Genomic DNA, 22,148 nt, shown 5'->3' on the forward strand with positions numbered 1-22,148 from the left:
GCGCGTTCAGCGCCCGCCGCCCAGGTCGATGAAGCTGCCGGTGGAGTACGAGGCTTTGTCCGAGAGCAGCCAGAGGATGGCCTCGGCCACCTCCTCCGGGCGCCCGCCGCGGCCCATGGGCAAGCCGAGCTCGAGCTTGCTGACCCGGTCGGGGTCGCCCGACAGCGCGTGGAACCCGGTATGGATGTAGCCTGGCCGCACACCATTTACCCGCACGCCCTCGCCTGCCACTTCCTTTGCCAGGCCAATGGTGAAGGTGTCGAGGGCGCCCTTGGAAGCGGCATAGTCCACGTATTCGTTGGGCGAGCCCAGGCGGGCGGCCACCGACGACACGTTGACGATGGCCCCGCCCGGCCCGCCGTGCCGGCGTGCCATGCGCTTCAGTGCGTGCTTGGCGCAGAGCATGGGGCCGACAACGTTGGTCTTCATGACCTTGAGCAGGCGGAACTCGGACATGTCCTCGACCCGGCTTTGCTGGCCAATGGTGCCTGCGTTGTTGACCAGCGCGGTGACCGGGCCGAGTTCTTCGTCAACGCGCTGGAACAGCTGGATGACCTCATCCTCGACACTGGCGTCGGCGCGCACGGTGATGGCCTTGGCGCCCAGGGCTCGGACCTGGCCGAGGATGTCTTCGGCGGCCTGGTCGTCGGCGTGGTAGTTGATGCAGATGCGGTAGCCCTGACGGGCGGCCAGCAGCGCCGTGGCGGCGCCGATGCCGCGGCTGGCACCGGTGATGACTATGACTTGCTCCATGGGTCTGCCAATCGTTTGGAAAGGGAGCATCGACAATAGGGGAAAAGGCAGCGCGTGGGAATGACCTTTCCTTCTGCTACTGCGTGGGTTTGCCTTGCCCGGGAAACAACGTCTCGAACCGCGGCGTCGCCCGCGCAACGAAACCCAGCCCCTGGTGCATGATGAAGTAGGCAGCGATTTCATTCCGCTCGGCGAAGGCATAGCCTTCCTCCGGGCCCAGCACCATCAACAGTGTGTCCAGGGCATCGGCACGCAACACCGAAGGGTCGACCACCGACACTGCCGCCAGCGCGTGCTTGACCGGCCTGCCGACCCGGGGATCGAAGGTGTGCGAATAACGCTGGCCACCTTCCTCGAAATAGTTGCGGTAATCGCCGGCGGTGGCAACGCCGTAGCCATCCAGGGCGATGGCGCGCTCCACTTGCTGTTCGCCCCCACCACTCGGTACCTCGAGGGCGATGCGCCAGGGCGAGCCATCCGGCTTGCGGCCGACGCCCTTGAGTTCACCGGTGATCTCGACCAGATAGGCCTGGATACCCAGGGCCGCAAGCCTGTCGCCCACCCGATCCACTGCATAACCGGCGAGCATGCTGTCGAAATCCAGCTGCGCCGCCACATCCTTGCACAGCTTTTCTCCATCCAGGTGCAAGTGCTGCAGCCCTACCCGTGCCTGCTCCCGTGCCAGCGTGCTGGCGTCCGGCACCTGCCTACCGCGTGACTGCGGGCCGAAGCCCCAGAGGTTCATCAATGGCAAGACCGTCAGGTCGAAAGCCCCGCCACTCTCGCGGAACAGAGAAACACCGTACGCCAGCAATTGCTGCATCTCTTGCGGCACTGCCTGACAGGCGCCGGCCGGCAGGTTGTTGAAGCGGGAAACCACGGAATCGCCGCGCCAGTTGGAGAACTGCTTGTCGAGGGCCTGGAGAACAAGCTCGACTTCGGCCTTTACTTGTCGCGAATCGGGCGTCTGTGCAGTGGGTATGTACTGGATCGAATACGTACTCCCCATGGTCGGCCCGCCAAAGCGTTCAATCCTGTCGCCGCAGCCATACAGCAACGTCACCAGCATCACCAGCAGGCTTGCGCGCATCATTGGACACCTCGCAGACTCTGGCCGCCCGTTCGCGGCGCAGGCTATTTCACCAGAGTTGCGAGATGGCAATCGGCCTACCGTTCATCAGCAAACCTGGTCAAAAACCGAACAAACTCCTCGTCGAACACTCTGATCTGCGCGGGTGATCATTCATCCCCCTCCCTTTCCGCTTAACGTCCCGGAAGCAATAAAACAACCATGTGCATAAGCGCACAGGGGCGTTCTTTGCCCAAAAATTGGAGGACATTACATGTCTAGCCATTCGTTGCAGAGCGTCGAACGCCTGCAGAGCCGCATCCGCGCCCAGCGTCAGCCGCAACAGAAACCTTTCTGGCGCCGTCTGCTGGCCATCGCCTCATCCTCTCAGCGTAGTTGGCACGGAGGGATCGAGCTCAGGGGATACAAGGAACTATCCAACGCTACGCCGGTTGCCCCGGTCGTGGTCGGTAAAATCCAGCTGGCGATTCCCCTCGGGCGGGGTCGTCGGTTTGTCCAGCCTTGCGTGCAGCCGGGGCAGCATGTGCGCAAGGGCGAAGTGATCGGTATTGGCGACAACACCACCGCTTGGGTGCATGCCAGTACCTCCGGCATCGTGGACCGGATCGATCACGTCTTCGCGGCCGACTCGGCCGAGCCAGTCATGGCCGTCATCCTGAACGCAGATGGCCTGGACGAGTGGCTCGAACGCCCGGCACCGGGCCTGCCGCAAACGCCAGAGGCGCTGGTCGAGCGCGCATTGCAGATGGGCATAGTCGGCCTTGGTGGTGCGGGTTTCCCCACGGCCCTCAAGCTGGCCGACGCACAGCAGCCCGACCTGCTGCTGATCAACGGTGCCGAATGCGAGCCCTTCCTTACCTGCGATGACCGCCTCATGCGTGAAAATGCCGAAGCGTTGATCGAGGCCACCGACTATGTCGCCGCGCTGCTGGGAATAACGGCAACCCGTTTCGGCATCGAAACCAACAAACCGGAGGCGATGGCCACGTTACGTGCCGCCGCACGCCAGGCGCGCACCCGGGTCGAGATTTGTCCACTTCCGGAGCGTTACCCGGCAGGTGGGCAGCCGTTGATGATCAAGAGCCTCAGTGGCCGCAACCTGGCCCCGGGGAGCCGCCCCGCCGATATCGGCGTCCTCGCCCTGAATGTCGCAACGCTCTACGCGCTGGGCCGGGCCGTCTTCCAGGACGAACCACTGACCAGCCGCGTGCTGACGCTGACCGGTGACTGCGAGCGCCCCGGCAATGTGCGGGTGCCGGTGGGTTACCCGGTCAGCGAACTGCGCGCGATTGCTGGCGCGTCCCCCACAGGGCAGTTGACCCAGGTCGGTGGCCCGATGATGGGGCAGCCGCTACCGGACGCCAACGCCTTCGTCAGCAAGACCAGCAGTTGCCTGATTTTCGGCGCCGAGCGCTACCTGCCGGCTGCTCGCCCCGCCAGCAGTTGCATTCGCTGCACGCGCTGTGTGGATGTCTGCCCGATGTCGCTGCGGCCGCTGGACCTCTACGCTGCCGCCGAGCGCCTGGACAAGGCCAGCCTGCAGGAACTGCGCCTGGACGCCTGCATCGAATGCGGCAGCTGCAGCAGCATCTGCCCAAGCAATATCCCGCTGCGCGAACGCTTCCGCCAAAGCAAGACGGAGGTCCGCGCATGAGCCTGATACGCCACCCCATCCCGCAACGGCTGCGCACGGTGATGCTGCTGGTCGTCCTGTGCCTGCTGCCGGGCACCGCCCTGTATGCCTGGCAATTCGGCGTCGTGGTCTGGTTGCAGGTGTTCTGGTGCGTGCTGTTTGCCCTGGGCTTCGAAGCCGCCCTGCTGCGCCTGCGCGGGCATGACGTACGCAAGGGTTTGAGCGACCTCAGCTGGCTGGTGCTGGGCCTGATACTGGCTCGGGCATTGCCGCTGATGGTGCCGTTGTGGATGATCGCCCTGGCCAGTTTTGCTGCTCTGGCACTATGCAAGCACGCCAGTGGAGGCCTTGGTCGCAACCGTCTCAACCCTGCCATGGTTGGCCTGGGGGTCGTTGCCATCTGCTTCTATCAGCAGCTGTACCCCGCGCCATCGAACCATGCCCCCTGGACCGCAACCCTGGACGCCAAGGCGGTTCTGCTCCAACAGCTACAGTTGGTGCCGCGCCTGGAGCTCGATGCGTTCGCCGGCGCCACGCAACTGGCGCAGAACCAGTTCACCCATGTCACCCACAATCTGTCGGGGTTCGGCTACATTGCCGGCGGTTTGCTGCTGGCTTCGCTGCGGGTGATCCGCATCGAGATTCCGCTGGCGATGATCGCGAGCACAGTATTGCTGTGCATGGCTGCCGGCCACAGCCTGCAGGAAGCCGTTTACAACCTCAGCCTCGGCGGCTATCTCTTCACCGCCTTCTTCATCGCCACCGATCCGGTCACCAGCCCCGATACCCGCGCCGGTCGCATCCTCTTCGGCGTGACCGTCGGCACGCTGACCGAGCTGATTCGCGAGTTCGGGCTTTACGCCGATGGCCTCTGCTTCGCTGTGCTGGCCGGCAACCTGCTGGTGCCGCAGATCGACCGGTTGGTGCTGCGCATGCAGCGGCCCTGGTACGCAGCAGCGAGTGCCTGACATGGCATTTGGCAAAGAGCCTGGGCCTTGTTCTGGCCCGGCTCAGTGCCCTGCCGACGCCGGCCCCGCCTTGGCGGTAAAGGGCGGTTTGGCGAACCACACCAGCAGGATCAACCCGGCAAACACCCAGGTCATCAGGGTGAAGTAGTCCACCGTCGACATCATGTACGCCTGCCCGTTGAGTATCTGCTCCAGCTGCGCATAGTTCTGCGGGCTGGCCCCGCCCAGCTGCTCCAGGGTATGCCGCGTGGCCGGGTCGAACTGGCTGATGTGCTCGCTCAGGTAGGCATGGTGCTGGTCCGCCCGGCGAATCCAGATCCAGGTGGTCAGCGACGCCGCGAAACTGCCGCCCAAGGTACGCAGGAAGGTCGCCAGGCCCGAGCCATCGGCGATCTGCTGCGGTGGCAGGTCGGACAGCAGGATGCTCAAGGTCGGCATGAAGAACAGCGCAACGCCAATACCCATGAACAACTGCACCAGCGCCACATGCTGGAAGTCCACCTCGCTGGTGAACCCGGCACGCATGTAGCAGCTGCTGCCGATCGCCAGGAACGCCAGCCCGGCCAGCACACGCAGGTCGAAGCGGTGGGCGTACTTACCCACGAACGGCGACATCAGCACCGGCAACAGGCCGATCGGCGCCACCGCCAGGCCGGCCCAGGTAGCGGTATAGCTCATCTGCGTCTGCAGCCACTGAGGCAGGATCAGGTTGATGCCGAAGAACCCGGCATAGCCCCCTACCAGCACGATGGTGCCCACGCGGAAGTTGCGGTGCGCGAACAGGCGCAGGTTGACCACCGGGTGACGGTCGGTCAGTTCCCAGATCACGAACACCGCCAGGAACACCAGCGAGACCAGGCTTCCGGCAATGATGAACGACGATTCGAACCAGTCCAGGTCGTTGCCTTTGTCCAGCACCACCTGCAAGGCGCCAACGCCGATGACCAGCGTCAGCAGGCCGATGTAGTCCATCGGCTGGCGGCTGGTGACCACCGGCCGGGAACGCATTTGCTGGCGGACCACGGCGGCGGCGAACAGGCCAATGGGCACGTTGATGAAGAAGATCCACGGCCAGCTGTAGCTGTCGGTTATCCAGCCGCCGAGAATCGGCCCGGCAATCGGCGCCACCACCGTGACCATCGCCAGCAGCGCCAGGGCCATGCCGCGCTTGGCCGGCGGGTAAACGGCGATCAGCAAAGTCTGGGTCATCGGGTACAACGGCCCGGCCACCACACCCTGCAACACGCGAAAACCGACCAGCTCCGGCATCGACTGGGCAATACCGCACAGGAACGAGGCCAGCACGAACAGCAGCGTGGCCCAGATGAACAGCTTCACCTCGCCAAACCGTCGGCTGAGCCAACCGGTGAGCGGCAAGGCGATGGCGTTGCTCACCGCGAACGAGGTGATGACCCAGGTGCCCTGTTCGTAGCTCACCCCCAGGTTGCCGGAAATGGTCGGCAAGGCCACGTTGGCGATGGTGGTGTCGAGCACCTGCATGAACGTCGCCAGCGACAGGCCGATGGTGGTCAGCAGCAGGCTCGGCGGCGTGAACTGGGCAGCAGCGTTGTTGCTCATCGCTGGGCCGTCTTGCCGGTTGCGCTGTTTTCGTGGATCAGCCGGGCGATCAGGTTGTCAGCTTCGACCAGCTGGCGGTCATACACCTGGGTGGTATAGCTGGCCTGCTGCGGTGGCTGCTGGGCCAAGGTCGGGCCGCTCTGGTCGTGCAGGTCGACCTCGACCACGGTGGACAGCCCGATACGCAGCGGGTGGTCCTTGAGCTGGTCGGGGCTGAGATGGATGCGTACCGGCACGCGCTGGACGATCTTGATCCAGTTACCGGTGGCATTCTGCGCCGGCAACAGGGCGAAGGCGCTGCCGGTACCAGCGCCAAGGCTGTCGACCGTGCCGCTGTACCTGACCTCGCTGCCGTACAGGTCGGCGCTGATCTGCACCGGCTGGCCGATACGCATGTCGCGCAGCTGGGTTTCCTTGAAGTTGGCATCGATCCACACCTGGTCCAGCGGGATCACCGCCATGGTCGCGGTACCCGGTTGCAGGCGCTGGCCCAGCTGCACGGTACGCTTGGCAACGTAGCCGGTTACCGGTGCCACCAAGGTGGTGCGGGCATGGTCGAGGTAGGCCTGGCGCAGGTCGGCGGCGGCGGCCATCACCTCGGGGTGCGAGGACACCACGGTGTCGTCGACCAGCGCGCTGCTGGTGCTGAGCTGCTGGCGTGCACTGTTGACGGCGGCCTCGGCCACGCTCAGGTCGTCGCGGGCATGGGACAATTCTTCCGCAGCTATCGCGCCGCTGTCGGCCAGTACCTTGCGCCGGTTGAAGTCCTGGCGGGCCTTGCGCAGCTCGGCCTGGCGAGTTTCCAGCTGGGCCTTGAGCGCGTCGACGTTGCTGTACAACCCGCGCACCTGGCGCACGCTGCGCGCCAGCCTGGCTTCGGCGGCCTGCAAGGCCACCTGGCTGTCGGCCGGGTCGAATTGCAGCAATACCTGGCCGGCGTGGACCAGGTCGCCGTCATCGGCACCGATGCTGGTGACGGTGCCGGTGACCAGCGGGGTGATCTCTACCACGTTGCCGTTGACGTAGGCATCGTCGGTGCTTTCGTGCCAGCGCCCGACCAGGCTGTACCAGGCCCAGGCTCCGACGCCGGCAAGAATCAGCAGCAACACCAGGCCAAGCAGCCAGGCCTTGCGCTTGCGCGACGGTTCGGGCGCGGCGGAGGGAGTCGGGGTGTCTGCGGGAGTGGCCATGGCAATACCTTGGATAATTCGTGACAGGGATCAACGATCGCCGAAGCGGCGGATCGTCAACGGGTCGCCGGCAGCGAGCAGGACCTTGGCCAGCAGGCCTTCCAGGGTCGCGAGCTCTTCGGGTGCCAGCGCGCCGCACAGCTCGTTCATGGCCGCCGCGCCGATTTCCGGCAGGCGGTCAGCCAGGCGCTGGCCATCGGCGGTAAGCGCCAGGCGCACCTGGCGACGGTCGTCGGCGCAACGATTGCGCACGATCAGTTCCTTCTGCTCGAGGCGGTCGAGCATGCGGGTCATCGATCCGCTGTCCAGGCCCAGGTACCGGCACAGCTCGGCCGGGGTGTCCACCTGGTACTGGGTGACGATGATCAGCACCTTGAACTGCGCGGCGGTGACGCCTTCGGATTCGAGGTGCCAGTCGAGAATGCGGTCCTTCAGGATCGCCGCCCGGCCAAGCAGCATGCCGATGGCGCAGGTCTGGAAGTTTTCGGGAGAGAAATGGGCCATCGGAGGCTGCTCGGGTAATTGTGTAGAAATATTACTGCCTAGGCAGTGAATGTCAAAGCTTTGATTAGGTTGCTATGGAAAATTTCATGATTTCTGCCCCTTGCGCAGCCCCCTGTAGGAGCGGCCTTACGTCGCGATGGGCCGCAAAGCGGCCCCGGCAATTTCTGCTGGGGCACAAAACCTGGGGCCGCTTCGCGGCCCATCGCGACGCAAGGCCGCTCCTACAGGGCCATGCGTCAGGCCTGCTACGGTGTTCGCAGGCCCAGTGCCTCCACCGCCCCGCAGGCAATGGCCATACCCACCAACTCCGCCAGGCTATCGGCCTGCAACCGCTTCATCACCCGCCCCCGGTACAGGTCCACCGTCTTCACGCTGACGCCCAGCCGTTCGGCAATCTCGCGGTTGCTCAACCCTTGGGCCAACGGCACGAACACGTCGCGCTCGCGCGGGGTCAGGCCATCGATGCGCGCCTGCACCCGGGCCAGCGCCTGGTCGTCCTGGCGTGCCCGCCCGGCGCTTTCCAACGCGGCCTGCACACTGTCGAGCAGCAACTGGTCGTTGTAGGGTTTCTCGATGAAGTCGCAGGCGCCGGCCTTGAATGCCCGCACCACGATCGGCACATCGGCATGCCCGCTGACGAAGATCACCGGCAAACCCAGGCCACGCTCGCGCATCGCCTGCTGCACCGCCAACCCGCCCAGCCCCGGCATGCGCACATCCAGCAGCACACAGGCCGGCCCATCGTCGACGCAGGCGTCGAGAAACGCCTGCCCGCCGGCGAACGGCAATGCCTGCAAACCCACCGACTGCAACAGCCACACCGTCGAGTCCCGCATACCCTGGTCGTCATCGACCACATACACTTTCGCTTGCACCGCCATCTCCCCTTATCCCCTGCTGACCGCCAGGCGGCAGCACAGTACCAGACCGCCATTGTCACCGGCTCGCGCCCACAGGCTGCCACCAAAGCCCTCGATCAGGCTGCGGCTCATGCTCAGGCCAAGGCCCAGGCCGTCGGCCTTGCTGGTGGTGAACGGCGTGAAGATTTCATCCAGGCGCTCGGGCGCCACGCCCGGGCCCTGGTCGGCCACCTCGACCAGCACGCCATCACCATCGCGCGCAGCGCCCAGCAGGATACGTGACGGCCGCTCGCCATGCTGCTCGCGGTTGGCATCGATGGCGTTGCGCAACAGGTTCAACAGCACCTGCTCCAGCAGTACCCGGTCGGCATATACCAAGGGCAGCTGCGCGCTCATGCGCAACTCGACCACCACCTGGTCACGCGCGGCTTCCCAGGCGCACAGGCGCATGGCTTCGCCGGCCACCTCGGCCACGTCCAGAGCCTGCAGGCGGCGCGGCCCCTTGCGCAGGAAGGCGCGCAGGCGGCGGATCACTTCGGCGGCATGGGTGGCCTGTTCGCTGATGCGCTGCAGGCCCTGCCCTACCCGCTCTCGGGCCTGCGGGTCGCGCTCCAGGCCCTGCAGGTAACGCTGGCTGGCGTTGGCATAGTTGACCACCGCGGCCAACGGCTGGTTGATCTCGTGGGCAATGCCCGAAGCCAGCTCGCCCAAGGTGGCCAGCCGGGCACTGTGCGCCAGGCTTTCCTGGGCCTCGATGCGCAGGGTGATGTCGCGAGACACGCTGACCACCTCCACCACCGCGCCGGTGTAGGTTTCGCGGATGGCCCGGCTGGCGATCTCGAACCAGCGGTAGCCACCTGCGGCCTGGCGCACCCGGCAGGTCATGGTGTGGTAGCCGTCCTGGTCCAGGGCGGCGGCGGCCTGGCGCAGCACCTGGCGGCGCTCGCGCGGGTGCAGCAGGGTATGCACGGCCATGCCGCGCAGCTGCTCGGGCCACAGGCCAAGCAGGCGGAATGCTGCCGGCGAAGCATCGAGGAAACGGCCATCGGGGCTATGCCGGGAGATCAGGTCGGTGGTGTTCTCGATGATCAGCCGGTACAGGCGCCGGGCGCGGCTGGCCTCGCGTGCGCCATGGCGCTCGTCGCTGGCGTCGCGGCCACGCGCCAGCACCTGCTGGCCCTGGTCGTCAGGGATGAAGCTCCACAGCACGATGCGTTCACCGACCTGCACCTCGACATCGGCGATCGCCCGGCGCTGGCGCAGGCAGGCGCGCACCAGGGCGGCGCAGTTGCCCGGCAGCCAGCTGGCCAATGCCGGGCCTTCATCGACCCAGGCCTGCAGCGCCGGGTTGAGTGCCAGCGGCCTGGCGTCGCCGGCCAGCATCAGGCTGGGTTGTGGGTCCTTGGCGAGCAAGGGATAGGCAGTGTTGTCCACGGTAGGCGGCTCGTTGTTATAGTAGTTTTACTATATTGCTATAGTCGATATTCCTAATACCATAGCGACTCGCGTAAAACTGCGACAAGGGGAGCGGCCCACCGTCCGCCTCCCTGCACCCTGAACAGAGCTAACAATCAGCCACCGGGGGTCAAGCGCACAGGTTGTGCCTGCCTCCTCTACAGGATTACCGCATGTCGATCTATGCCCAGGGCCTGATGCCCGCTGCCGTCAACCATGTCGCCCTCACCCCGCTGAGTTTCATCGAACGCACCGCTGCCGTATATGGCGATTATCCGGCGGTGATCCACGGTGCCATCCGCCGTAACTGGCAGCAGACCTACCAACGCTGTCGGCGCCTGGCCAGCGCCCTGGTGGGCCGGGGTATCGGCCGTGGCGACACCGTGGCGGTGATGTTGCCCAACATTCCGGCCATGCTCGAAGCCCATTTTGGCGTGCCCATGACCGGTGCCGTGCTCAATACCCTGAACGTACGCCTGGACGCCGAGGCCATCGCCTTCATGCTGCAGCATGGCGAGGCCAAGGTGCTGATCACCGACCGCGAGTTCCACACGGTCATCGAGGCTGCCCTGGCCTTGCTCGAGCACCCGCCATTGGTGGTGGATGTGGATGACCCGGAGTACGGCGAAGGCCGTGCGGTCAGCGAACTGGATTATGAAGCGTTCCTCGCCGAAGGCGACCCGGACTTTGCCTGGGAATGGCCCGATGACGAGTGGCAGGCGATCTCGCTCAACTACACCTCCGGCACCACCGGCAACCCCAAGGGCGTGGTCTACCACCACCGTGGCGCTTACCTGAACGCCCTGGGCAACCAGATGGTCTGGGGCATGGGCCATCGCCCGGTGTACCTGTGGACCCTGCCGATGTTCCACTGCAATGGCTGGTGCTACCCATGGACCATCACCGCGCTGGCCGGCACCCATGTGTTCCTGCGCCGGGTCGACCCGCAGAAGATCCTGACCCTGATCCGCGAGCACCGGGTCAGCCACCTGTGCGGCGCGCCGATCGTGCTCAACGCCCTGGTCAACATGCCCGAGGCGGCCAAGGCGGCCATCGAGCACCCGGTGCAGGCCATGGTCGCCGGCGCCGCGCCACCCGCCAAGGTCATCGGCGCAGTGGAAGAGATGGGCATACAGGTCACCCACACCTACGGCCTGACCGAAGTCTACGGCCCGGTGACCGTGTGTGCCTGGCATGACGAATGGGATGACCTGTCGCTGGAAGAGCGGGCACGGATCAAGTCCCGCCAGGGCGTGCGCTACCCGACCCTCGACGGCCTGATGGTCGCCGACCCGCAAACCCTCGAGCCGGTACCGCGCGACGGCAACACCCTGGGCGAGATCTTCATGCGTGGCAACACGGTGATGAAGGGCTACCTGAAGAACCCCGAGGCTACCGCCGAAGCCTTCCGTGGCGGCTGGTTCCATACCGGTGACCTGGCCGTGTGGCATACCGACGGCTATGTCGAGATCAAGGACCGGCTCAAGGACATCATCATTTCCGGTGGCGAGAACATTTCCACCATCGAGGTCGAAGACGCCCTGTACAAGCACCCGGCGGTGCTGGAGGCCGCGGTGGTGGCACGCCCGGATGAAAAATGGGGGGAAACCCCGTGCGCCTTCGTTGCCCTCAAACCGGGCCGCGAAGACACCCGCGAAGCCGACATCACCAGCTGGTGCCGCGAGCACCTGGCCGGATTCAAGGTGCCGAAGACCGTGGTGTTCGGCGAACTGCCCAAGACCTCCACCGGCAAGATCCAGAAGTACGTGCTGCGCGACCGGGCCAAAGCCCTCTGAACCCGTAGCGGCCTCTTCGCGGATAAACCCGCTCCCACAGGTACAGCAATGTGCTCAGGTTTGGCGCGATCCCTGTGGGAGCGGGTTTACCCGCGAAGAGGCCAGCCCAGATTTCCCACTTCTCAAGAGCTACCGATGACCACCTACACAGCCCCCCTGCGCGACATGCGCTTCGTCCTGCATGACGTGTTCAACGCCCCGGCCCTGTGGGCCCGCCTGCCCGCCCTGGCCGAGCGCATCGACGCCGATACCGCCGATGCCATCCTCGAGGAAGCAGCCAAAGTCACCGGCCAGCTGATTGCCCCGCTCAGCCGCAACGGTGACGAGCAAGGCGTGCGCTTCGCCGCTGGTGAAGTCACTACCCCTGACGGCTTCCGCGAAGCCTGGCACACCTACCGTGAAGGCGGTTGGGTCGGCCTGGGCGGCAATCCTGAACATGGCGGCATGGGCATGCCGAAAATGCTCGGTGTGCTGTTCGAAGAAATGCTCTACGCCGCCGACTGCAGCTTCAGCCTGTATTCGGCATTGAGCGCCGGCAGCTGCCTGGCGATCGATGCCCACGCCAGCGAAACACTCAAGGCCACCTACCTGCCGCCCCTGTACGAAGGCCGCTGGGCTGGCACCATGTGCCTCACCGAACCCCATGCCGGCACCGACCTTGGGCTGATCCGCAGCCGCGCCGAGCCCCAGGCCGACGGCAGCTATCGCATCAGCGGCAGCAAGATCTTCATTACCGGCGGCGAACAGGACCTGACCGAGAACATCGTCCACCTGGTGCTGGCCAAGCTGCCGGATGCGCCCACCGGCGCCAAGGGCATCTCGCTGTTCCTGGTGCCCAAGTACCTGGTCGAGGCCGATGGCCGCCTGGGGGCGCGCAACGCCGCCCATTGCGGCTCGATCGAACACAAGATGGGCATCAAGGCCTCGGCCACCTGTGTGATGAACTTCGATGATGCCGTCGGCTACCTGGTCGGCGAGCCGAACAAGGGCCTGGCGGCGATGTTCACCATGATGAACTACGAGCGCCTGTCCATCGGCATCCAGGGCATCGGTTGTGCCGAGGCGTCCTACCAGAGCGCCGCCCGCTACGCCAACGAGCGCCTGCAAAGCCGCGCCGCCAGCGGCCCGCAGGCACAGGACAAGGTTGCCGACCCGATCATCCACCATGGCGATGTGCGGCGCATGTTGCTGACCATGCGCACCCTCACCGAAGGTGGCCGGGCGTTTGCCGCCTACGTCGGCCAGCAGCTGGACCTGGCGCGCTACGCCGAAGACACCGGCGAGCGCGAGCATGCGCAGCGCCTGGTGGCGCTGCTGACGCCGGTGGCCAAGGCGTTCTTCACCGACAACGGCCTGGAAAGCTGCGTGCTCGGCCAGCAGGTGTATGGCGGCCATGGCTACATCCGCGAATGGGGCCAGGAGCAGCGGGTGCGCGACGTGCGCATTGCGCAGATCTATGAAGGCACCAACGGCATCCAGGCCCTCGACCTGCTCGGGCGCAAGGTGCTGGCCGACGATGGCCAGGCGCTGGCCGGCTTTGCCGCCGAGGTGCGGGCCTTCAGCGTTGATGCGCCGCTGCACCGTGAAGCCCTGCAAGCGAGCCTGGCGCGGCTGGAGGCCACCAGCGCCTGGCTGCGGGCGCGGGCCGGCGAGGATGCCAACCTGGTCAGCGCGGTGGCGGTGGAATACCTGCAGCTGTTCGGGCTGACTGCGTACGCCTACATGTGGGCGCGGATGGCGGCGGTGGCGTTGGTCAGGCGTGACGAGGATGCCGCGTTTCATGGGGCCAAGCTTGCGTGTGCGGAGTTCTTCTTCCAGCGGGTCTTGCCGCGCGGGTTGGGGCTGGAGGCCAGTATCCGGGCGGGTAGTGGCAGCCTTTATGGTTTGGAGGCGGCGCAGTTCTGAGAGACCATGGGGGCGCTTTGCGCCCCATCGCGACACAAGGCCGCTCCTACAGGGGAACGCGATTCCATGTAGGAGCGGCCTTGTGTCGCGATGGGCTGCAAGGCAGCCCCAACGATTTCAGCCTGAATTTACCTGCGCGAAGGGTTCTCAAACGCTGAAAAACCATCACCAATCCGACGAAAACCGGCACAACTGATAGTCATTCGCCATTACCTCGGTTCTCGGGAGCCCTCCCGCAAGGGTAGAATGCGCAAAACCCGGAGCCGCAATGAACCACGACCGCCTCAATTCCAGCCCAGACGATGCCATCACCGACGCCGCCGCGCACTGGTGCATGCGCCTGCACGCCGAAGATTGCTCGGTGGCCGAGCGCGAGGCGTTCGCCCGCTGGCTGGCGGCCGACCCGCGGCATGCCGAGGAATACCAGGCGATGCTGGAAATCTGGCAAACCGCCGACCTGCTGCCGCGCAATGCCGCCGTCATCGACTTCAACCCGCCGCTGCAAAAGGCCGCGCGCCAGCGCAACTGGCGGCCGCTGGCATCCGCCGCCGCGATCGCCCTGGCAGTGCTGCCGCTGGCCGGCTGGGTGGGCTGGGAACAAGGCTGGCTGCCCAATCGCTACCAGCACTTCGAAGCCGGCGCGCACATGCAGACCGTGCAGCTGAGCGACGGCAGCACGGTGCAGCTCAACCTCAACACCGAGCTCACCTACCTCAACTACAAGGACCAGCGCCAGGTCACACTCAAGCGTGGCGAGGCGTTCTTCAAGGTGCAGCACGACAGCAGCCACCCGTTCATCGTGCATGCCGGTCGTGGCCAGACCCGCGTCACCGGCACCCAGTTCAACGTGTGGAAGTACCAGGACCAGGTCAAGGTCACCCTGGTGGAAGGTTCGGTACTGGTATCCAGCGACGGCAGCACCGGTGGCTACCGCCTGGGCCCGGGTATGCAGGCCAGCTATCACAAGGGCGACTTCGAGCCGCAACTGGAGCAGAGCGAGGACTACGGCAACAGCCTGGCCTGGCGCGACGGCAAGCTGGTGCTCGACAACCTGAGCCTGGAACAGGCCCTGCCGATAATCAACCGCTACCTCGACGCACCGCTGCTGCTGGCCGACGCCAGCACCGGCCGCATCCGCATCAGCGGTATCTACAACACCCGTGAGGTGGGGCGCCTGGTCAACAACCTGCCCAAGGTGCTGCCGGTCTACCTGACCCGGAGCAAGGACGGCAGCACCGTGCTCAACCGCATCTCGCCGCCGCCCGACAAGGGCTGACGCCCTCCCCGTCTTACAGCGTCATCGCCGCCAACCAGCCGAACGCCAGCAGTGGCAGGTTGTAGTGGATGAAGGTAGGCACCACGGTGTCCCAGATATGGTGGTGCTGGCCATCCACGTTCAACCCCGAGGTCGGGCCCAGGGTCGAGTCCGAGGCAGGCGAGCCCGCGTCGCCCAGGGCACCGGCGGTACCAACGATGCACACGGTGGCCAGCGGGTCGAAGCCCAGCTGCACGCACAGCGGCACGAAGATCGCGGCCAGGATCGGCACGGTGGAGAACGACGAGCCGATGCCCATGGTCACCAGCAGGCCCACCAGCAGCATCAGCAAGGCACCGACGCCCTTGCTGTGGTCGATCCACTGCGCCGAGGTTTCCACCAGGCTCTTCACCTCACCGGTGGCCTTCATCACGTCGGCAAAGCCTGAGGCGGCAATCATGATGAAGCCGATCATGGCCATCATCTTCATGCCTTCGGTGAACAGGTCGTCAGTGTCCTTCCAGCGCACGATGCCCGACAGCGAGAAGATCAGGAAGCCGACCATGGCGCCGATGATCATCGAGTCCAGCCACAACTGGACGATGAACGCCGAGGCAATCGCCAGCCCGGCCACCAGCAGGGTCAGCGGGTTGTACTGCACGCTCACCTGCTCCACCTGCTCGATGCGCGCCAGGTCGTAGTCACGCTTCTTGCGGTAACTGATGAATACCGCCAGCAACAGGCCAGCCAGCATGCCGGCTGCCGGGATGGCCATGGCGTGGGTGACATTCACGCCACTCACGTCGACACCCGCGCGGGCAACGTTGGCCAGCAGGATTTCGTTGAGGAAGATGTTGCCAAAGCCCACCGGCAGGAACATGTACGGGGTGATCAGGCCGAAGGTGATCACGCAGGCGATCAGCCGGCGGTCGATGCGCAGGCGGGTCAGCACGTACAGCAGCGGCGGCACCAGCAAGGGGATGAAGGCGATGTGGATAGGCAGGATGTTCTGCGACGACACCGCCACCACCAGCATCAGGCCGACCAGCAACCATTTGACCTTGCCGCCACTGGCATGGCCCTGGCGGTCGATCATGGCCAGGGCGCGGTCGGCCAGGGCATGGGCCAGGCCGGACTTGGCGATGGCCACGGCAAAGGCGCCCAGCAGTGCATAGGACAGGGCTACCGTGGCCCCGCCGCCGAGACCGCCGTTGAAGGCCTTGAGCGTACCTTCGATGCCCAGCCCCCCCACCAGTCCACCGGCCAGGGCCCCGACGATCAGGGCGATGACCACGTGCACGCGGGACAGGCTGAGTATCAGCATGATGCCGACCGCGGCGATCACTGCATTCATGGTTGGCTTACCTCATTGCGACAGAAAAAAAGCGCGCACTCTGAAGCAGTGGGCAGCAGATGTCAAAAGCGCCATGTTGCGGCGGATTACACGGAGGACTGAAATTTAAATTGAATGTTTGAATAAAGAAAAAATGGGATGGGCCGATATGGTGGGAAGGCTGGGAGATGCCTGGCTGGAGATTTCTGTCGCCTGTGAGATCGAGCGCCGCCCGCGCGGCGCTTCGCAGCACAAGGCTGCTCCTACATTTGTTTCGGGCCAGTTATTCCTGAGGTGGAGGCGCGCGGCCCCTTGGCGTCCATCTCGATATCGTGTCGGACAAACAAGGCGGTCGCACGCGCTGGCGCAGGCGTTACTGGCCCGAAACTGATGTAGGAGCAGCCTTGTGCTGCGAAGCGCCGCGCGGGCGGCGCTCGATCTCACAGACGACACATATCTCCAGCCAGGCACCTCTCAACCCCGCCCAGCCCCAAAGCCATAACCCTTACTGTCCAAAAAAAGGGATACGCCCCATGCCTTTGCGACAACTTTCCATCCAGTGGAAGATCACCCTGCTCGCCGGTCTCTGCCTGGCCGGCATCGTCACCCTGCTCGTCGGCCTGTCGCTGTATCGCATGGACCACAGCTCGGACCTGGTCAAGGCCAGCAGCATGCAGATGCTGACCGAATCGGCCCAGTCGCGCATCGAGTCGCAGGGCGAGGTGCAGGCGCTGAACATCCGCCGCCAGTTCATGGACGCCTACCAATACGGCGCCGGTTTCGCCCGCCAGGTGCTGTTCCTGCGCGAGCAGGCGGAAAAGCGCTTTCTCGATGCCTTCGACCTGCGCGAGGACATGACCCGCCAGGTGCGCGCCGCCCTGCAGGCCAACCCTGAGCTGCTCGGCCTGTCGCTGGTATTCGAGCCCAACGCCCTGGACAACAAGGACAGCCTGTTCGCCGGCAAGGCAGAACTGGGCAGCAACGAAACCGGGCGCTTCGCCCTGTACTGGTCGCAGCCGCGTGTCGGCCAGCTGACGGCCATGGCCCTGCCCGAACATGACATGGCCAACACCGAGATCGGCCCCAGCGGCCAGCCAGCCAATACCTGGTGGGTGTGCCCGCGCACATCCGGCAAGGTGTGCGTGGTGGAGCCCTACTTCTACGACATCGATGGCCAGCAGGTGCTGATGACCAGCATCGTCTTCCCGCTGGCAGTCGACGGCAAGGTGATCGCCACCCTGTCCATCGACATCAACCTCAACAGCCTGCAGGCCCTGAGCCAGGAGGCCAGCCGCAGCCTGTACGAAGGCCGCACCACGGTCGGCATCCTCAGCCCGGTCGGCCTGCTGGCCGGCTACAGCGCCGACGCCAGCAAGCTGGCCCAGCGCTTCGACCAGGTCGACACCGCCAAGGGTGCTGAACTGGTGCGCAAGCTGGCCGACGGCAAGATGACCATCGTGCACGACCAGCAGCGCCTGAAGGTGCTGGCCGCCTTCCAGCCGATTCCGGATGCCCAGCCTTGGGGCGTGCTGCTGGATGTGCCGGAAAACGCCCTGACCGGGCCGGCCGAAGCGCTGAAACAGGAACTGGACGCGCTGAACACCAGCGGCACCCTGCTGGAACTTGGCCTGGGCCTGGCGGCGGCGATTGCCGGCCTGCTGATGGTGTGGCTGATGGCCCGGGGCGTTACCCGGCCGATCCTCGGCGTGGCAAGCATGCTCAAGGACATTGCCAGCGGCGAAGGTGACCTGACCCGCCGCCTGACCTACCAGAAGCAGGACGAACTGGGCGAACTGGCCGGCTGGTTCAACCGCTTCCTCGACAAGCTGCAGCCGACCATCGCCGAGGTCAAACGCTCGGTGCAGGCCGCCCGTGGCACCGCCGACCAGTCTTCGGCAATTGCCACCCAGACCAGCGCCGGCATGGAGCAGCAGTACCGCCAGGTCGACCAGGTGGCCACTGCCTCGCACGAGATGAGTGCCACCGCCCAGGACGTCGCCCGCAGCGCCGCCCAGGCCGCGCAGGCCGCCCGCGATGCCGACCAGGCCACCCGCGAAGGCCTGGCGGTGATCGACCGCACCACCCACAGCATCGATGCCCTGGCTGCCGACATGAGCAACGCCATGAGCGAAGTGGAGGGCCTGGCGCAGAACAGCGAGAAGATCGGTTCGGTGCTGGAGGTGATCCGCTCGATCGCCGAACAGACCAACTTGCTGGCGCTCAACGCCGCCATCGAGGCGGCCCGCGCCGGGGAAGCCGGCCGTGGCTTTGCCGTGGTCGCGGACGAGGTACGCAACCTGGCCCAGCGTACCCAGGAATCGGTGGAAGAAACGCGCCAGGTGATCGAGGCCTTGCAGAACGGCACTCGCGAGGTGGTCGGGGCCATGGACAACAGCCACCGCCAGGCCCAGAGCGGCGTGCAGCAGGTTGGCCAGGCAGTCACCGCGCTGCAGCGCATCGGCCAGGCAGTGACGGTGATCACCGACATGAACCTGCAGATCGCCTCGGCCGCCGAGGAGCAAAGCGCAGTGGCCGAGGAAATCAACAGCAACGTGGCAACCATCCGTGATGTCACCGAATCGCTGTCGGGGCAGGCCAACGAGTCGGCGCGGGTAAGCCAGTCGCTGAACAGCCTGGCCAACCAGCAACAGGCGCTGATGGACCAGTTCCGCGTCTGAGTCACTTGCAGGCCGCTGCCAATCGCGTGCAGCGGCCTTCCTGCCGGGCCTGGAGCCGGTCGTCTACACTTGCGGCAACTCAGTAGCGCCACTCCAAGAGGCCCCATGAAAAAGATTCCGACGTTGCTGGCCGGCCTGCTGCTCGCCGTCGGCCTGGCCAGCACCGACAGCGCCGCCTCCGCAGAACGCACCACGCCCATCCGCTTTGGCGCCATCGGCTGGGAAAGCGGTGCCCTCACCACCGAGATCCTGCGGCTGATCGTGGAGCGTGGCTACGGCTACACCACCGACACCCTGCCCGGCAGCACCGTCAGCATGGAAGTGGCCCTGGCGCGCAACGACCTGCAGGTAATCGCCGAGGAATGGGCCGGGCGCAGCCCTGCCTGGGTCAAGGCAGAACAGGCCGGCCAGGTGTTTGCCTTGGGCGACACGGTCAAGAACGCCGAAGAAGGCTGGTGGGTGCCGGCCTACGTGATCGAAGGCGATGCCGCGCGCAAGCTGAAACCCGTGGCGCCGCAATTGCGCAGCGTCGAGGACCTGAAACGTTACCCGCAGGTGTTCCGCGACCCCGAGTCACCCGGTAAAGGGCGCTTTCTGAATAGCCCCAGCGGTTGGACATCCGAAACCGTCAACAGCCAGAAACTCAAGGCCTACGGGCTGAATGATCTCTATACCAACTTCCGCAGTGGCTCCGGGGCTGCAATGGATGCCGAAATCGGCTCGGCCATCCGCCGTGGCCAGCCGGTGCTGTTCTACTACTGGAACCCGACCCCTTTGATGGGGCGTTACAAGCTCATACGCCTGCAAGAGCCGCCGTTCGATGCCCAGGCCTGGGCCACCCTCACCGATGCCGGCAACCCCGAGCCCAAGGGCAGCAGCTCGCTGCCGGCCAAATTGTCGATTGGCGTGTCCAAGGCCTTTCGCGAGGGCTACCCGGAACTGGTGAGCATGTTCGAGCGGGTCGACCTGCCCATCGACCGACTGAACAAGGCACTGGCCGACATGAGCGAAAAGCGAACGCCGCCCCGCGACGCTGCCCTCACCTTCCTGCGCGATAACCGCGAGGTGTGGAAAGCCTGGTTGCCTGCGGACATTGCCACCAAGGTCGAGGCCAGCCTGTGAGCGGCGGCTTCCCCGAGGCCCTGCAATTCTCCTTTGCCGACAGCGTCAACCGCCTGGTCGACTGGCTGGTACTGCATTACGGCGATCACCTGCGCAGCGTCTCGGACCAGTTGCTGCAACTGCTGGTCGGCCTGGAAACCCTGCTGCGCCTGCTGCCGTGGTGGCTGTTGCTGTTGCTGATCGGCCTGCTGGCCTGGCATGCCTGCCGCAGCGTGCTGCGCAGCGCGGTACTGGTGGCGCTGCTGGCCCTGATCGGCATGCTCGGGTTGTGGGACAAACTGCTGCAGACCATGGCGTTGGTGCTGGTCAGTACCGGCCTCTGCGTGCTGGTGGGCGTGCCGCTGGGCATCCTGCTGGCTGCCCGGCCACTGGCGAAGCGCTTGCTGTTGCCGGTACTGGATGTGATGCAGACCTTGCCGGCCTTCGTTTACCTGATCCCGGTGCTGATGCTGTTCGGCCTGGGCAAGGTGCCCGCCGTGTTCGCCACACTGATCTATGCCCTGCCACCGCTGGTGCGGCTGACCGAACTGGGCCTGAGCCAGATCGACCCTTCGCTGCTGCAAGCCGCCCATGGCCTGGGGGCCAGCCGCTGGCAGCGGTTGCGGCGCATCGCCCTGCCGCTGGCGCTGCCGAGCATCATGGCCGGGCTCAACCAGTCGGTGATGATGGCCCTGTCGATGGTGGTGGTGGCTTCGATGATTGGCGCCCGCGGGCTGGGCGAGGACGTGCTGTCGGGGATCCAGACGCTGAATGTCGGCCAAGGCGTCGAGGCCGGGCTGGCGATCGTCGCCCTGGCCATGGTGATCGATCGGATCAGCCAGGCCTATGGGCGTAGTGGGCGCTGAGAAATACTGCCTCTACCAGTCTTGACTCGCTGTAGGAGCAGCCTTGTGCTGCGAAAGGGCCGGGCCTGACAATGCATCTCTGTCAGCTTGAAACCGGACCACACCCGCATGTCCCTCAAAGCCCTGCGCACCCTGGTGACCATCGCCCGCCACGGCACCTTCGCCCGTGCCGCCGACCTGCTCAGCCTCACCCCTTCGGCGGTAAGCCTGCACATCAAGACCCTCGAAGACGAACTGCAGGTGACCTTGTTCGACCGCAGCCGCAGGCAGGTGTCGCTGACCGAAGCCGGCCAGTTGGCGGTGGCCCGCGCCGAGACCATCCTGGCTAGCTATGACGAACTGGCCGACGCCCTGGCCAGCGGCCCGAGCCTGCGCGGCCGCCTGCGCCTGGGGGCGATCCACACCGTGCTGGCGCGGCGCCTGCCCAAAGCGCTGGTGTGGATCAAGGCGCACCATCCGCAGCTGCATGTCAGCGTGGCCTCCGGCATGTCGGCGGAACTGGCGCGACGGGTTGAAGACGGCGAGCTCGATGCGGCAATCACCACCGAGCCGGTCAGCCCCTACCCGCAAAGCCTGGACTTCACGCCGTTGTTCGAAGACCGCTTCTGGGCGATCGCCAGCCCCGACCTGGCCGGGCTAAGCGTGCCGCAGTTGCTGGCCAGCCAGCCGTTCCTGCGCTTCGACAAGCGTGCCTGGGCCGGGCGGCAGATCGAGCAGGAGCTGCGCCGCCAGCATCTGCAGGTGAGCGAGCAGATGGAGCTGGACAGCCAGGAAGCGCTGGCGCGCATGGCGGTGATGGGCCTGGGCGTGGCACTCATCCCCATGGCCGATGACGACCTGCAACGCTTGCCACCGGCTACCTGCCTGCCATTTGGCGAACCGCAGCTGACCCGGCGCGTGGTGTTGCTGGAGCATGAGAAGAGCCAGCGGCGGCATTTGAGCGCGGTGCTGAAGACTGCGCTGGAGGCGTGAAGGTTCGCAGGGCCTTGTAGGAGCGGCCTTGTGTCGCGAAAGGGCCGCGAAGCGGCCCCGGCAATTTTGTAGCGATGCCGATATCCTGGGGGCGCTTCGCTCCCCTTTCGCGACACAAGGCCGCTCCTACAAGAGCCAGTGTCGACTTCAACCATGCATTTTTCCTCAATGGTCAGTGCAGAAAACAACGTTTTTGCAGATCGATCCGCAC

At 65.5% G+C, this 22,148-nt stretch carries 17 protein-coding genes and 1 pseudogene; 10 read left to right on the forward strand and 8 right to left on the reverse strand.

Going from position 1 to position 22,148, the window contains the following annotated elements; all coding sequences use genetic code 11:
* Positions 1-6: 6 nt before the first annotated feature.
* Positions 7-753, reverse strand: a complete 747-nt coding sequence (locus WM94_RS15535) for an SDR family oxidoreductase (protein WP_061551600.1) — start codon at positions 751-753, stop codon at positions 7-9.
* Positions 754-829: 76 nt separating this feature from the next.
* Positions 830-1,846, reverse strand: a complete 1,017-nt coding sequence (locus WM94_RS15540; RefSeq protein WP_003260284.1) for an FAD:protein FMN transferase — start codon at positions 1,844-1,846, stop codon at positions 830-832.
* Positions 1,847-2,096: 250 nt separating this feature from the next.
* On the opposite strand from WM94_RS15540, the gene rsxC reads away from it, so the two are divergent.
* Together rsxC and WM94_RS15550 are read left to right on the forward strand one after the other, a co-directional pair.
* The gene (gene rsxC, locus WM94_RS15545) at positions 2,097-3,497 is read left to right on the forward strand and encodes an electron transport complex subunit RsxC (RefSeq protein ID WP_061551601.1); all 1,401 of its coding nucleotides are present in this window, start codon (positions 2,097-2,099) and stop codon (positions 3,495-3,497) included.
* Positions 3,494-4,444, forward strand: a complete 951-nt coding sequence (locus tag WM94_RS15550; protein ID WP_061551602.1) for an RnfABCDGE type electron transport complex subunit D — start codon at positions 3,494-3,496, stop codon at positions 4,442-4,444. The genes rsxC and WM94_RS15550 overlap by 4 nt, the downstream gene beginning before the upstream one ends.
* Positions 4,445-4,486: 42 nt before the next feature.
* Here the strand turns inward: WM94_RS15550 and WM94_RS15555 are convergent, their stop codons facing one another.
* The 5 genes from WM94_RS15555 to WM94_RS15575 form a co-directional block, all read right to left on the reverse strand.
* On the reverse strand, positions 4,487-6,022 hold the full coding sequence (locus tag WM94_RS15555) for a DHA2 family efflux MFS transporter permease subunit (protein ID WP_061551603.1): 1,536 nt from the start codon (positions 6,020-6,022) through the stop codon (positions 4,487-4,489).
* Positions 6,019-7,212, reverse strand: a complete 1,194-nt coding sequence (locus WM94_RS15560; protein ID WP_039614211.1) for an HlyD family efflux transporter periplasmic adaptor subunit — start codon at positions 7,210-7,212, stop codon at positions 6,019-6,021. Before WM94_RS15560 ends, WM94_RS15555 begins: the two co-directional genes overlap by 4 nt.
* 30 nt (positions 7,213-7,242) lie before the next feature.
* On the reverse strand, positions 7,243-7,716 hold the full coding sequence (locus WM94_RS15565) for a MarR family winged helix-turn-helix transcriptional regulator (protein WP_003260288.1): 474 nt from the start codon (positions 7,714-7,716) through the stop codon (positions 7,243-7,245).
* A gap of 245 nt (positions 7,717-7,961) precedes the next feature.
* The gene (locus WM94_RS15570; protein WP_061305020.1) at positions 7,962-8,597 is read right to left on the reverse strand and encodes a response regulator transcription factor; all 636 of its coding nucleotides are present in this window, start codon (positions 8,595-8,597) and stop codon (positions 7,962-7,964) included.
* A 6-nt stretch (positions 8,598-8,603) separates the two neighbouring features.
* Positions 8,604-10,010 (reverse strand): sensor histidine kinase, encoded by a 1,407-nt coding sequence (locus WM94_RS15575; RefSeq protein WP_013972946.1) that lies wholly within the window; start codon positions 10,008-10,010, stop codon positions 8,604-8,606.
* A gap of 194 nt (positions 10,011-10,204) precedes the next feature.
* Here WM94_RS15575 and WM94_RS15580 point away from each other — a divergent pair, with 194 nt between their 5' ends.
* The 3 genes from WM94_RS15580 to WM94_RS15590 all read left to right on the forward strand — a co-directional run bounded on the left by WM94_RS15580 (position 10,205) and on the right by WM94_RS15590 (position 15,008).
* A complete protein-coding gene (locus WM94_RS15580; protein WP_013972947.1) occupies positions 10,205-11,827 on the forward strand; it encodes an acyl-CoA synthetase in 1,623 nt (540 codons plus the stop codon).
* A gap of 135 nt (positions 11,828-11,962) precedes the next feature.
* Positions 11,963-13,732: an acyl-CoA dehydrogenase C-terminal domain-containing protein gene (locus WM94_RS15585; RefSeq protein ID WP_061551604.1), complete on the forward strand. Its 1,770-nt coding sequence runs from the start codon at positions 11,963-11,965 to the stop codon at positions 13,730-13,732.
* A 268-nt stretch (positions 13,733-14,000) separates the two neighbouring features.
* Positions 14,001-15,008: a FecR family protein gene (locus WM94_RS15590; RefSeq protein ID WP_061551605.1), complete on the forward strand. Its 1,008-nt coding sequence runs from the start codon at positions 14,001-14,003 to the stop codon at positions 15,006-15,008.
* 13 nt (positions 15,009-15,021) lie between these two features.
* On the opposite strand, the gene WM94_RS15595 is transcribed toward WM94_RS15590, so the two are convergent.
* Positions 15,022-16,341, reverse strand: coding sequence for a Na+/H+ antiporter family protein (locus WM94_RS15595; protein WP_061551606.1), 1,320 nt, complete (start codon positions 16,339-16,341; stop codon positions 15,022-15,024).
* An 833-nt stretch (positions 16,342-17,174) separates the two neighbouring features.
* On the opposite strand from WM94_RS15595, the pseudogene WM94_RS31140 reads away from it, so the two are divergent.
* From WM94_RS31140 to WM94_RS15615, 5 genes and pseudogenes are all read left to right on the forward strand, one after another.
* Positions 17,175-18,140, forward strand: a pseudogene (locus WM94_RS31140) (HAMP domain-containing protein); the annotation flags it as partial.
* A gap of 102 nt (positions 18,141-18,242) precedes the next feature.
* Positions 18,243-18,998 carry a methyl-accepting chemotaxis protein gene (locus WM94_RS31145; RefSeq protein ID WP_371034575.1) on the forward strand — a complete coding sequence of 252 codons (756 nt, stop codon included), beginning with the start codon at positions 18,243-18,245 and terminating at the stop codon, positions 18,996-18,998.
* A gap of 105 nt (positions 18,999-19,103) precedes the next feature.
* On the forward strand, positions 19,104-20,120 hold the full coding sequence (locus WM94_RS15605) for an ABC transporter substrate-binding protein (RefSeq protein WP_061551607.1): 1,017 nt from the start codon (positions 19,104-19,106) through the stop codon (positions 20,118-20,120).
* The gene (locus tag WM94_RS15610) at positions 20,117-20,965 is read left to right on the forward strand and encodes a proline/glycine betaine ABC transporter permease (RefSeq protein WP_061551608.1); all 849 of its coding nucleotides are present in this window, start codon (positions 20,117-20,119) and stop codon (positions 20,963-20,965) included. The genes WM94_RS15605 and WM94_RS15610 overlap by 4 nt, the downstream gene beginning before the upstream one ends.
* A gap of 108 nt (positions 20,966-21,073) precedes the next feature.
* The gene (locus WM94_RS15615; protein WP_061551609.1) at positions 21,074-21,937 is read left to right on the forward strand and encodes a LysR family transcriptional regulator; all 864 of its coding nucleotides are present in this window, start codon (positions 21,074-21,076) and stop codon (positions 21,935-21,937) included.
* Positions 21,938-22,148 lie beyond the last annotated feature (211 nt).

Source organism: Pseudomonas sp. ABFPK (genome assembly GCF_001586765.1).
Classification (GTDB): domain Bacteria; phylum Pseudomonadota; class Gammaproteobacteria; order Pseudomonadales; family Pseudomonadaceae; genus Aquipseudomonas; species Aquipseudomonas asiatica.

What these genes read in the sequence shown, in the direction of transcription:
- WM94_RS15535 (WP_061551600.1), bottom strand. Translation starts at nt 753, where the DNA reads ATGGAGCAAGTCATAGTCATCACCGGTGCCAGCCGCGGCATCGGCGCC.
- WM94_RS15540 (WP_003260284.1), bottom strand. Translation starts at nt 1,846, where the DNA reads ATGATGCGCGCAAGCCTGCTGGTGATGCTGGTGACGTTGCTGTATGGC.
- rsxC (WP_061551601.1), top strand. Translation starts at nt 2,097, where the DNA reads ATGTCTAGCCATTCGTTGCAGAGCGTCGAACGCCTGCAGAGCCGCATC.
- WM94_RS15550 (WP_061551602.1), top strand. Translation starts at nt 3,494, where the DNA reads ATGAGCCTGATACGCCACCCCATCCCGCAACGGCTGCGCACGGTGATG.
- WM94_RS15555 (WP_061551603.1), bottom strand. Translation starts at nt 6,022, where the DNA reads ATGAGCAACAACGCTGCTGCCCAGTTCACGCCGCCGAGCCTGCTGCTG.
- WM94_RS15560 (WP_039614211.1), bottom strand. Translation starts at nt 7,212, where the DNA reads ATGGCCACTCCCGCAGACACCCCGACTCCCTCCGCCGCGCCCGAACCG.
- WM94_RS15565 (WP_003260288.1), bottom strand. Translation starts at nt 7,716, where the DNA reads ATGGCCCATTTCTCTCCCGAAAACTTCCAGACCTGCGCCATCGGCATG.
- WM94_RS15570 (WP_061305020.1), bottom strand. Translation starts at nt 8,597, where the DNA reads ATGGCGGTGCAAGCGAAAGTGTATGTGGTCGATGACGACCAGGGTATG.
- WM94_RS15580 (WP_013972947.1), top strand. Translation starts at nt 10,205, where the DNA reads ATGTCGATCTATGCCCAGGGCCTGATGCCCGCTGCCGTCAACCATGTC.
- WM94_RS15585 (WP_061551604.1), top strand. Translation starts at nt 11,963, where the DNA reads ATGACCACCTACACAGCCCCCCTGCGCGACATGCGCTTCGTCCTGCAT.
- WM94_RS15590 (WP_061551605.1), top strand. Translation starts at nt 14,001, where the DNA reads ATGAACCACGACCGCCTCAATTCCAGCCCAGACGATGCCATCACCGAC.
- WM94_RS15595 (WP_061551606.1), bottom strand. Translation starts at nt 16,341, where the DNA reads ATGAATGCAGTGATCGCCGCGGTCGGCATCATGCTGATACTCAGCCTG.
- WM94_RS31145 (WP_371034575.1), top strand. Translation starts at nt 18,243, where the DNA reads ATGGAGCAGCAGTACCGCCAGGTCGACCAGGTGGCCACTGCCTCGCAC.
- WM94_RS15605 (WP_061551607.1), top strand. Translation starts at nt 19,104, where the DNA reads ATGAAAAAGATTCCGACGTTGCTGGCCGGCCTGCTGCTCGCCGTCGGC.
- WM94_RS15615 (WP_061551609.1), top strand. Translation starts at nt 21,074, where the DNA reads ATGTCCCTCAAAGCCCTGCGCACCCTGGTGACCATCGCCCGCCACGGC.